Annotated in this window: 11 protein-coding genes; 5 read left to right on the top strand and 6 right to left on the bottom strand. The window is 71.2% G+C overall.

Features of this window, described 5'->3' with window-relative positions:
* A partial coding sequence (locus CA984_RS39400; protein ID WP_133061914.1) for a S1C family serine protease occupies window positions 1–1,227 on the top strand: 1,227 nt, incomplete at its 5' end.
* A gap of 107 nt (window positions 1,228–1,334) precedes the next feature.
* Window positions 1,335–1,706 (top strand): sec-independent translocase, encoded by a 372-nt coding sequence (locus CA984_RS39395; protein WP_086578466.1) that lies wholly within the window; start codon window positions 1,335–1,337, stop codon window positions 1,704–1,706.
* A 131-nt stretch (window positions 1,707–1,837) separates the two neighbouring features.
* Here the strand turns inward: CA984_RS39395 and CA984_RS39390 are convergent, their stop codons facing one another.
* Window positions 1,838–2,980 (bottom strand): Mrp/NBP35 family ATP-binding protein, encoded by a 1,143-nt coding sequence (locus CA984_RS39390; RefSeq protein ID WP_086578465.1) that lies wholly within the window; start codon window positions 2,978–2,980, stop codon window positions 1,838–1,840.
* A gap of 267 nt (window positions 2,981–3,247) precedes the next feature.
* Here CA984_RS39390 and CA984_RS39385 point away from each other — a divergent pair, with 267 nt between their 5' ends.
* Window positions 3,248–3,739, top strand: a complete 492-nt coding sequence (locus CA984_RS39385; protein ID WP_086578464.1) for a MarR family winged helix-turn-helix transcriptional regulator — start codon at window positions 3,248–3,250, stop codon at window positions 3,737–3,739.
* On the opposite strand, the gene CA984_RS39380 is transcribed toward CA984_RS39385, so the two are convergent.
* Window positions 3,736–4,236: a DUF1003 domain-containing protein gene (locus CA984_RS39380; RefSeq protein ID WP_086578463.1), complete on the bottom strand. Its 501-nt coding sequence runs from the start codon at window positions 4,234–4,236 to the stop codon at window positions 3,736–3,738. The genes CA984_RS39385 and CA984_RS39380 overlap by 4 nt on opposite strands.
* Window positions 4,229–5,470, bottom strand: coding sequence for a magnesium transporter MgtE N-terminal domain-containing protein (locus tag CA984_RS39375; RefSeq protein WP_242676426.1), 1,242 nt, complete (start codon window positions 5,468–5,470; stop codon window positions 4,229–4,231). The genes CA984_RS39380 and CA984_RS39375 overlap by 8 nt, the downstream gene beginning before the upstream one ends.
* Before the next feature lie 132 nt (window positions 5,471–5,602).
* Between CA984_RS39375 and CA984_RS39370 the strand changes: the two genes are divergently transcribed.
* Entirely contained in the window at window positions 5,603–6,547 is a 945-nt protein-coding gene (locus CA984_RS39370) for an EamA family transporter (RefSeq protein ID WP_086578461.1), read from the top strand.
* Here the strand turns inward: CA984_RS39370 and CA984_RS39365 are convergent.
* Window positions 6,522–6,887 (bottom strand): hypothetical protein, encoded by a 366-nt coding sequence (locus CA984_RS39365; RefSeq protein WP_086578460.1) that lies wholly within the window; start codon window positions 6,885–6,887, stop codon window positions 6,522–6,524. The genes CA984_RS39370 and CA984_RS39365 overlap by 26 nt on opposite strands.
* A 176-nt stretch (window positions 6,888–7,063) precedes the next feature.
* Between CA984_RS39365 and CA984_RS39360 the strand changes: the two genes are divergently transcribed.
* Window positions 7,064–8,005 (top strand): HpcH/HpaI aldolase/citrate lyase family protein, encoded by a 942-nt coding sequence (locus CA984_RS39360; RefSeq protein ID WP_086578459.1) that lies wholly within the window; start codon window positions 7,064–7,066, stop codon window positions 8,003–8,005.
* Here CA984_RS39360 and CA984_RS39355 read toward each other — a convergent pair.
* Window positions 7,995–8,564, bottom strand: coding sequence for a DUF6529 family protein (locus CA984_RS39355; RefSeq protein WP_086578458.1), 570 nt, complete (start codon window positions 8,562–8,564; stop codon window positions 7,995–7,997). The two genes, CA984_RS39360 and CA984_RS39355, sit on opposite strands and share 11 nt — an antisense overlap.
* Window positions 8,564–9,241 (bottom strand): hypothetical protein, encoded by a 678-nt coding sequence (locus CA984_RS39350; protein WP_086578457.1) that lies wholly within the window; start codon window positions 9,239–9,241, stop codon window positions 8,564–8,566. Before CA984_RS39350 ends, CA984_RS39355 begins: the two co-directional genes overlap by 1 nt.
* Window positions 9,242–9,782: the final 541 nt, after the last annotated feature.

Here is a 9,782-nt window from a genome sequence, read left to right as displayed (position 1 = left end):
CCCTCCCAGGCGTTCGGCATGGGCCCCGGCTGGGCGCCGCCCCCCGGCGGCTACGCGGGCGCGGGCTACGCGGGCGCCGCGGCGCCCGGCCGGCGCGGGCCGCGTACCAGCACGATGGTCGTCCTCGCCGTGGTGATCGCGCTGCTGGCCTCGACGCTGGGGAGCGTCGGCACCTACCTGCTCACCCGCCCCTCCGTCTCGGACCGCGACCCCTCCTTCACCCTGGGGAAGGCGCCGACCGGCTCCAACTCCCGGCCTCCGGACTCGATCGCCGGAGTGGCGGCCAAGGTCCTGCCCAGCGTGGTCTCGCTGGCCGTCGACGGCGGCACCAGCGCGAGCACCGGCTCCGGCTTCCTGATCAAGGGAGGCTACGTGGTGACCAACAACCACGTGGTCGCCGCCGCCGCGCCGGGCGGTGAGATCCAGATCCAGTTCAGCAACCGCAAGTCCACCTCCGCCCGGATCATCGGCCGTGACCCCGAGTCCGACCTCGCGGTGGTCAAGCCCGAGGAGACCTTCGGAGCCCCGGAGATCAGCCTCGGCAACTCCGACAACGTGGTCGTGGGCGACCCGGTCGTGGCGATCGGCTCCCCGCTCGGCCTGGTCGGCACCGTCACCTCCGGCATCGTCAGCTCGCTCAACCGCCCGGTCCAGGCCGGGGAGGAGAACAGCTCCGACACCACCTGGCTCAGCGCCATCCAGACCGACGCCGCCATCAACCCCGGCAACTCCGGCGGCCCGCTGGTCAACGCCAACGGCGAGGTCATCGGGGTCAACTCGGCGATCGCCACACTCGGCAGGTCGGCCGGCGGGCAGAGCGGCAGCATCGGCCTCGGCTTCGCCATCCCGGTGAACCACGCCCGCCGCATCGCCGAGGAGCTGGTCACCACCGGCGTCGCCAAGAAGTCGCGGATCGGCATCACGATCGACCAGACCTACCAGGGCACCGGGGTCCGCATCGACAGCGAGGTCAGGCAGGGCACCCGCCCGGTCGAGCCGGACGGCCCCGCCGACAAGGCGGGTCTCAAACCCGGTGACGTCATCCTGGAGGTCAACGGCACGGTGGTGCAGGACAGCACCGAACTGATCGCGCTGATCAGGAACAAGGCCCCCGGGGAGAAGCTGTCGATCAAGTTCCAGCGCGGCGGTCAGGAGAAGACGGCCACCGTGATCGTCGGAGCCGCGGCCGCGCAGTCCACACCCACACCCACCCCTCGGCCTTCCTGACCAGCGATATGTGCGGGTGCGTGCTTGGGGTCGGGGGCATTAGTCTGGAAGCTCTCCGGGTGTATGCCCGGGGAGCCGCCCTAGCGTTGTCCCGGTAGGAGATCACCGTGTTCGGACTCGGCTGGCCTGAGATCGTGGCGCTGGTGGTCATCGCCCTGCTCGTCTTCGGCCCGGAGAAACTTCCCCAGGCCGCCGCCCAGGCGGGCAAGACGCTGCGCAACCTCCGCAACATGGCCAACAACGCCAAGACCGACCTGCAGGCCGGGCTCGGTCCCGAGTTCGCCGACTTCGACCCGGCGGACCTCAACCCGAAGAACTTCGTCCGCAAGCACCTCACGGGTGAGCTGGAGGACGACTGGAACCGCCCGGCGGCCACCGTGGCGGCCGCCGCCCCGATGGCCGCCGACTCCTACGCGGCCGAGGCGGCCGGTGAGCTCGGATACGGCGAGCTCCCGCCGTACGACTCGGAAGCGACCTGAGCCCGGCGAGATCCCGTCCCGGAGCCGCCGGCGGCCGGAGCGCCGTCCGGCGCCGCGGGGCGGCCGGGCCCGATGACGGCGGAAGAGGCGCCCTCCTTCCCGGAGGGCGCCTCTCGTCATGCCGGGGGGCCTTAGCGGCCCCGGGTGGGGGAGATGCCGAGCTGCATGCCCTTGAGGCTGCCCGACTTCTTGCTCAGACCGGCGGCGATACGGCTCAGCTCGGCGGCGGCCGGGGCGTCGGGGTCGGTGAGCACCAGCGGCTTGCCCTCGTCGCCGCCCTCGCGCAGCCGCATGTCGATCGGCACCTGGCCGAGGAGCGGCACGCGGGCGCCGAGGGTGCGGGTCAGCGCGTCGGCCACGGTCTGGCCGCCGCCCTCGCCGAAGACGGAGATCCGCTCGTCGCAGTGCGGGCAGGGCAGCCAGGACATGTTCTCGATGACGCCGGCGATCTGCTGGTGGGTCTGCACGGCGATCGACCCGGCGCGCTCGGCCACCTCGGCGGCGGCCTGCTGCGGGGTGGTCACCACGAGGATCTCGGCCGACGGCATCCGCTGCGCCACCGAGATCGCGATGTCGCCGGTGCCCGGGGGCAGGTCCATCAGCAGGACGTCGAGGTCGCCCCAGTAGACGTCGGCGAGGAACTGGTGCAGCGCCCGGTCCAGCATCGGGCCGCGCCACACGACCGGGGTGTTGCCCTCGGGCTTGAACATGCCGACCGAGATCACCTTGATGTCATGCGCCACCGGCGGCATGATCATGTCCTCGACCTTGGTGGGGCGCTCGGAGACGCCGAGCATGCGGGGGATGCTGTGGCCGTAGATGTCGGCGTCCACGACGCCGACCTTGAGGCCGTTGGCGGCCATCGAGGCGGCCAGGTTGACGGTGACGGAGGACTTGCCGACGCCCCCCTTGCCGGAGGCGACCGCGAAGACGCGGGTCAGCGAGCCGGCCTGGGCGAAGGGGATCTCCTTCTCGGGGCCCTTGTCGCCGCGCAGCTTGGTCTGGAGCGTCTTGCGCTGCTCGGCGCTCATCACGTCCATCTCGACCTGGACACCGCGCACACCGTCGATCTTGGAGACCGCGCCGGTGACGTCACGCGTGATGGTGTCCTTCATGGGGCAGCCCGACACGGTGAGGAAGATCCCCACACGGACCGTCCCCTCGGGCGAGATGTCGACGCTCTTGACCATGTCGAGCTCGGTGATCGGCCGACGGATCTCAGGGTCGTTGACGGTCGCGAGAGCGGCCATCACCAGTTCCGGGGTAGGTGCCATCGAAGTGTCGGCAACAGGCCGTCACCCTGCGGCGACGGGAGGATGCCGTCCCTCCTTGTCTATGTGTCCAGGCGTTCTACGGGCAGGGCTTGTCCGTCGCAGCGCCCATGTGGCTGAGCGAGAGGCCGCTCCCACAGGAGAGCGGAGGAGTCACGGACCCATGGTAAGAACCCAGGGTCCATGGGAGGAATTCCGGCACCTGGCCATGACGGTCAGACTCGGACAATTCGCTGTGTAGATGCGCGTGCAACGTTCTAAGGTTACTCCGTGACCGTGACCGTGACAGCAGGCGAGTCGAGAGAGGCCATCAGCTCGGAGGAGCTGACCGTCTGGCGCATGCTCCAGCGGGCCCAGGTCCGCATCACCCGGGTTCTGGAGACCGACCTGCTGGTCGAGCACGATCTGGCGCTGGCCTCCTACGACGTGCTCACGCAGCTGTCGGAGTCGCCCGACCGGCGGCTGCGGATGAACGACCTGGCCGACCGGGTGCTCCTGTCGCGCAGCGGCCTGACCCGGCTCGTCGACCGCCTCCAGCGCGACGGCCTGGTCGAGCGCGAGGCCTGCGCCAGCGACGCGCGGGGCCTGTTCGCGGTCCTCACCGACGACGGCGCCGTACGGCTGGCCGAGGCCACGCCCACCTACCTGCGCGGCATCCGCGCCCACTTCCTGGACGTCCTCGACGCCGGTGAGCTGCGCCAGTGCGCGGCGATGCTGAACAAGCTCTTCCCCGCCCCGGCCGGCGAGGAGCTCCCCGCCTAGCCCGTCTCCCCGGAGCGGGACGCGCCCGACGGAGCGTAGGGCTCCTGGAGCTCCTCCTGCAGGCGCTGCAGCTCCGAGCGGATGTAGTCGCGGGTGGCCACCTCGCCGAGCGCGATGCGCAGGGCCGCGATCTCCCGGGTCAGATACTCGACGTCGGCCTGGTTGCGCTCGGCGGCACTGCGGTCGAGCTCGTTCTGGATCCGGTCCCGGTCGTCCTGCCGGTTCTGGGCGAGCAGGATCAGCGGCGCGGCGTAGGACGCCTGGAGCGAGAGGATCAGCGTGAGGAAGATGAACGGGTAGGGGTCGAAGCGCAGACTCCCCGGGGCGAAGACATTCCACAGTGCCCAGACCGCGACGAAGACGGTCATGTAGACCAGGAACCTGGCGGTGCCGAGGAAGCGGGCGATCTGCTCCGACAGCCGTCCGAAGGCCTCAGGGTCGTAGTGCGGGCGCAGGCGCAGGCCCTGCTGCCTGGGCTGGTCGAGCCGCTCAGTCATGATCGGCCTCCGGTCCGTGGTCCCGTTCGCGCCAGTCGTCGGGGAGCAGGTGGTCAAGCACGTCGTCCACGGTGACGGCGCCGACCAGGCGGCCGACCTCGTCCACCACGGGCACCGCCATCAGGTTGTAGGTGGCCAGGTAGGAGGTCACCTGGTTCAGGGTGAACTCGGGCTTGATCGGGTCGATGGAGGTGTCCATGACGCCGCCGAGCAGCGCGGACGGCGGCTCGCGCAGCAGCCGCTGGAAGTGGGTGAGGCCGAGGTAGCGGCCGGTGGGCGTCTCGATGGGCTGCCGGGTCACGTAGACCTGCGCGGCCACCGTCGGGGTGACGTCCCGCTGGCGGATGTGGGCCAGGGCCTCGGCGACCGTGGCGTTCGGGGGGAGCACCACGGGCTGGCTCGTCATGATGCCGCCCGCGGTGTCCTCCGGGTAGACCAGCAGCCGCCGYACCGACGCGGCCTCCTCCGGCTCCATCAGCGCCATCAGCGCCTCGGCCTGCTCGGGGGGGAGGTCCTGGAGCAGGTCGGCCGCGTCGTCGGGGTTCATCTCCTCCAGCACGTCGGCGGCCCTGCCCGGGGCGAGCCGGCTCATGATGCCGATCTGGTCGCGCTCGGGGAGCTCTTCGAGCACGTCGGCCAGCCGTACGTCGTCGAGGGCCGCGGCCACCTCGACGCGTCGCTTGTCCGGCAGCTCGTGCAGGGCGCTGGCCAGGTCGGCGGCGCGCATCGTCTCGAAGGCGACCAGCAGGTTGGCCGCCCCCTGGTCCTTCTGCACGGCGCCGAAGCCCTTGACCTCGGCCCAGTCCACGATCCTGGTCGGGCCGCGCCGCCGCAGCCCCATGCCCGATCCGCCCCTGACCAGCGCCACCTTGGTGATCGTCCACTCGGCGCGCCGGTTCTCCTCCATGGCCAGGTCCAGAACCGTCATCCGCTCGCCCTCGACCTCCACCTCCAGGTCGAGGATCTCGCCGATGGCCAGCGTCTCCGTCGCCCGCTGCTCGAAGCGGCGCACGTTGATCTGGCCGCTGAAGACGACCGACCCGGCCTCGATGCCCCGGACCCGGGTGATGGGCAGGAAGACCCGCCGCCGGGGCTGGACCTCGACGACCAGCCCGTGCACGCGCGGCGGGGTGGTGCCGGCGATGGCCACCACCACGTCCCGCACCCGCCCGATCTGGTCACCGGCCGGGTCGAAGACCGGGGTGCCGGCGAGCCGTGCGATGAAGATCTTCACATTTGAAGCGTAGGCGGCGTCCTGGCGGCGCCGGTTCAAGGCACGCTCACATTTCGGACGCCCCCTTGCTGGGATCCGACCCGTCGTGACAGCATCAAAACGACCATACGGTAGTTACATGGATGGTGTCTTATGAGGCGTGCCGGTCTGCTGATCGCGTTTGCGTCGTCCTGGTGTTTCGCCTTCTCCGGGCCCATGGCCAAATATCTGGGCGCCGCGGGGCTGGCTCCGCTGGAGTCGGTCTGGGTGCGGATGGCGGGCGCCGGGCTGCTGCTCGCCGGCGTCCTCGCGGTCGTCAGACCCCGGGCGCTGCGCATCCCGCGCTCGCGGCTGCTGTTCTTCCTGGCCTACGCCGTGATCGCGGTCGCCGGCGTGCAGGCACTGTACTTCGCGGCGATCACCCGGCTTCCGGTGGGCGTCACCCTGCTGATCGAGTTCACCTCACCGGTGCTGGTCGTGCTCTGGGTCCGGTTCGTCCGCCGGGTACGGCTGCCGCGCGCGGCCTTCGTCGGCGCCGTGGTCGCGGTGATCGGGCTCGGCATCGTGGTCGAGGTCTGGTCGGGCCTGGCCCTGGACCCGGTGGGCCTGCTGCTCGCCTTCGGCGCGGCGGCGTGCTCCGCCGGATACTTCCTGCTCAGTGACGGCTTCGGCGACGACGTCGACCCGCTCGGCCTGATCGCCTGGGGCCTGCTGGGCGCGGCCCTGGTGCTCGTCCCGATCTCCCAGCCGTGGGACATCCCGTGGACGGCGTTCACCCGGACAGTGGCGCCCGAAGGCGGCTCCGCCCTGCCGGCACTGGCGGCGGCGATCTGGATGATCGTGATCGCCACGGTCGTCGCCTACATCCTCGGCGTCACCGCGGTCCGCCGCCTGTCGGCCGCGATCGGGTCCACCGTCGCCTCGCTGGAGGTCATCACCGGCGCGGTGATCGCCTGGATCCTGGTGGGAGAGGCGCTCGGGCCCTTCCAGATCGCCGGCGGCCTCATCGTCCTGTCCGGCGCCTACCTGGCCCAGCGGGCCACGGCCGTCGTGCCACCCGCCCCGGTGGAGGTCAGGGAGCCGGTTCGCGCGGTGTGAGCCGTACCACCTGCGACCGGGCGGCCCAGCGGTCCGTCAGGCCCGCGCCGTCGACGGCGTTGAGCCGCTCCTTGGCGAGCGCGGCCACCGCCTCGACGGCCTCCGCCTGGTCCACCACCTCGACGGAGGCGTCGAAGACGACCAGCCGGCCGCCGTTGTCCTTGCTCCGGAGCGTCACCCGGACCTCGCCGGACTCGGCGAGGCCGGGCAGCGACTGCTCGCCGCCGCCGGTGACCACGTAGATCGCGCCGTCGTGCCAGGCGTGCCAGGCCAGCCGGGGCCGGTCCAGCGAAAGCCACAGGACCCCCGACTTCTTGGCGCCCTCTTCGATCACACCCATGAGACGAATGTACGGCCTGCGCCCTCCCGGGGCGGAGGGCGCGGGCCGTACGCGGTCACCGGACCAACGGCCGGAGAGCTTCCACGCCACCGGCGGCGGGCCGGCCACGAGCGCGATGCCGCGGACGCGGGAGCCCGGCCTGTCGTGCGGGGCGGGACGGCCGCTAGCGTGTGCCCATGCGCTCGCGACGTTCGTGCCTGGCGGTGCCGGGCAGCAACCCCCGCTTCCTGGAGAAGGCCCAGGGCCTGCCCGCCGACGAGGTCTTCCTCGACCTGGAGGACTCCGTCGCGCCGCTCGCCAAGGAGGGGGCGCGCAAGAACATCGTGGCGGCCCTGCGCGAGGGCGACTGGTCCGGCAAGACGCGGGTCGTGCGGGTCAATGACCTGGGCACGCAGTGGACCTACCGGGACGTCATCGAGGTCGTGGAGGGCGCGGGGGAGTTCCTCGACTGCCTGATGCTGCCCAAGGTGGAGGACCCGACCCAGGTGGTCTGGCTCGACACGCTGCTCACCCAGATCGAGAAGGCCAACGGCCTGGAGGTCGGCGGGATCGGCATCGAGGCCCAGATCGAGAACGCCCGGGGCCTGGTCAACGTGGACGCCATCGCCGGCTCCTCCAGGCGCCTGGAGACGCTGGTCTTCGGCCCCGCCGACTTCATGGCCTCGATCAACATGCGGACCCTGGTGGTCGGCGAGCAGCCGCCCGGCTACACCGAGGGCGACGCCTACCACTACATCCTGATGCGCATCCTGATGGCCGCCCGCACCCACGACCTGCAGGCCATCGACGGCCCCTACCTGGCGATCAAGGATCTGGACGGCTACCGCCGGGTGGCCGGACGGGCCGCGGCGCTCGGCTTCGACGGCAAGTGGGTGCTCCACCCCACCCAGGTCGAGGCCGCCAACGAGGTGTTCTCGCCGTCGCAGGAGGACTATGACCGCGCCGAGCTGATCCTCGACGCGTACGAGTACTACACGACGGTCGAGAAGCGCGGCGCGGTCATGCTCGGCGACGAGATGATCGACGAGGCGTCCAGGAAGATGGCGCTGGTGGTGGCCGCCAAGGGCAGGGCGGCGGGCCTCGGGCGGACCACCGCCTTCACACCGCCTACAGCGTGATCCCGATCGTGGTGAAGAACCACAGCGAGGAGGTCAGCCAGAGCCCGGTCAGGGCGGTGAACGTCAGCCCGCCCAGCACCGGGAGGGTCCAGCCGGGCAGCCCCCGCCTGGGCAGCGCCAGCATCTTCGCCGTGAACACGCCGTAGAAGAAGCAGCCCAGCAACGAGTGGATCATCACCCGGGGCGCGTCGAACTGGGCGCCCAGCGCGTACAGGCAGTGGAACGCCACCGGGACCGTCAGCAGGAACGCCGCCCGGCCCGACCAGCGGTGCAGGGTGCCGATCCACGGCGCCTCCAGCTTGATCCGGCCCCACATGACCAGCGCCGAGAGAAGCTGGACCACTCCCAGCACGAACGCTCCGGTCGTGAGCCAGGCCTTCATGGCCAGCGGCCCGGAGAAGCCGGCCGGGCCGATCGCGTACCCGGTGGGCAGGTGGACGCGGCCGTACACGCCCAGCCCGACGGCGATCAGGCCACCCACGGCGAGCGGCACGAGCAGCGGGGCGAGGTTCTGCCTCCGCGGGACCTGCGAGACCTGTGAGACCTGTGTGTCAGCCATCAGAACTCTCCAATGAACTCGTCGACGTCCTCGGGGTCGACGGCCTGGCCGTTGACGGTCGCGTTCCCGCCCGGCTCCGGGATCGCCACGTCGGCGGGCTCGCCGTCGACGAGGGTCAGCCCGACCCGGCTGCCGTCGTCCAGATAGATCCAGCCGGCCCGTACCTTCGCGCCGCGGACGACCGCGCTCGCCCGGTAGAGCCCGGAAGGCTTCTTCACGGTGGGCGCGCCGAAGTCCCACCGCCTGCCGCCGAACTCCAGCTCCCCGGCGGCCCGGCCCCCGCCGAGCCGGGCCACGACGGAGGCGCCGCCCGGTCCGGACAGGACGACCCTGCCGTCGGCGGCCCTGCCCCGGAGCCAGGCCTCGACCCTGCCGTCGCAGAAGTAGGCGATCGCCTTGCCGTCGCGGACGGAGATGGCGATGAGCCCGCCGTTGCCCCTGACCCGCCCGGCGTAGTCGGCCTTCGCGGGCGTGGGCCTGGCGGTCCTGGTGGCCTCGGGGGTGGCCGGCGCCTGCGGGGCGGCCGGTGTCCGCGAGGCGGTCGAGACCGCCTCGGCGGGGACGCCGCGGGCGTCGACGTTCTGCGCCGCCGGTGTGGTGATGACGCTGAGCACGCCGAGTGCGACCGCTGTCGCCGCTCCGGCCGCCAGTGTGTGGACGGGCCCCAGCCGTTTCATCGTCTGCTCCCTGGGGTGGTGGTTTCCTCCCGTCAGGTGTACGCCCGCCGGGCGCGGGCGTCTGTGAACTAATCCGCACAAGGACGGAAGTCATGCGGGAGCCGGGTGTCCACACCGTGGACAGCGATCTCGGATTTACAGCGGCAAACAGTGATAATTCCGGCGCTGAACCGATAAATCTGACTAGAGAGGTCTCGTCATCGCGGCTCCGACGTGTTGCTCTTGACTGTGTACGGCCAAGCCTCGATCACCCGGAAGGTGGCAGGTGATCGTTCCGACGGAACGGGGTAGTAGTAGGGTCGCGTGCGATTTGCCGCTCCCGTAGGGGGTTGCGGCAGAGTGTCACGGAGACGGCTGGAACGGTCCGGGGTGGTGACCCCGGGCGCAAACGGGCTTCCTACAGGAGGTGCTGAGCGTGGCCTCGGGCCCCCACGACCCGCGCTCGCGAGAGTGGCCGGCGGACGACGGCGGCCACCGCGACGACGCGACGCCCCCGATCAGGTCCCAGGAGCCCCAGGAGTCCCCGCCGACGATCCAGCAC

The sequence above is a fragment of the Streptosporangium minutum genome (assembly GCF_002149035.1).
GTDB classification, from domain to species: domain Bacteria; phylum Actinomycetota; class Actinomycetes; order Streptosporangiales; family Streptosporangiaceae; genus Streptosporangium; species Streptosporangium minutum.
This window is presented reverse-complemented; position numbering and strand designations above follow the sequence as displayed.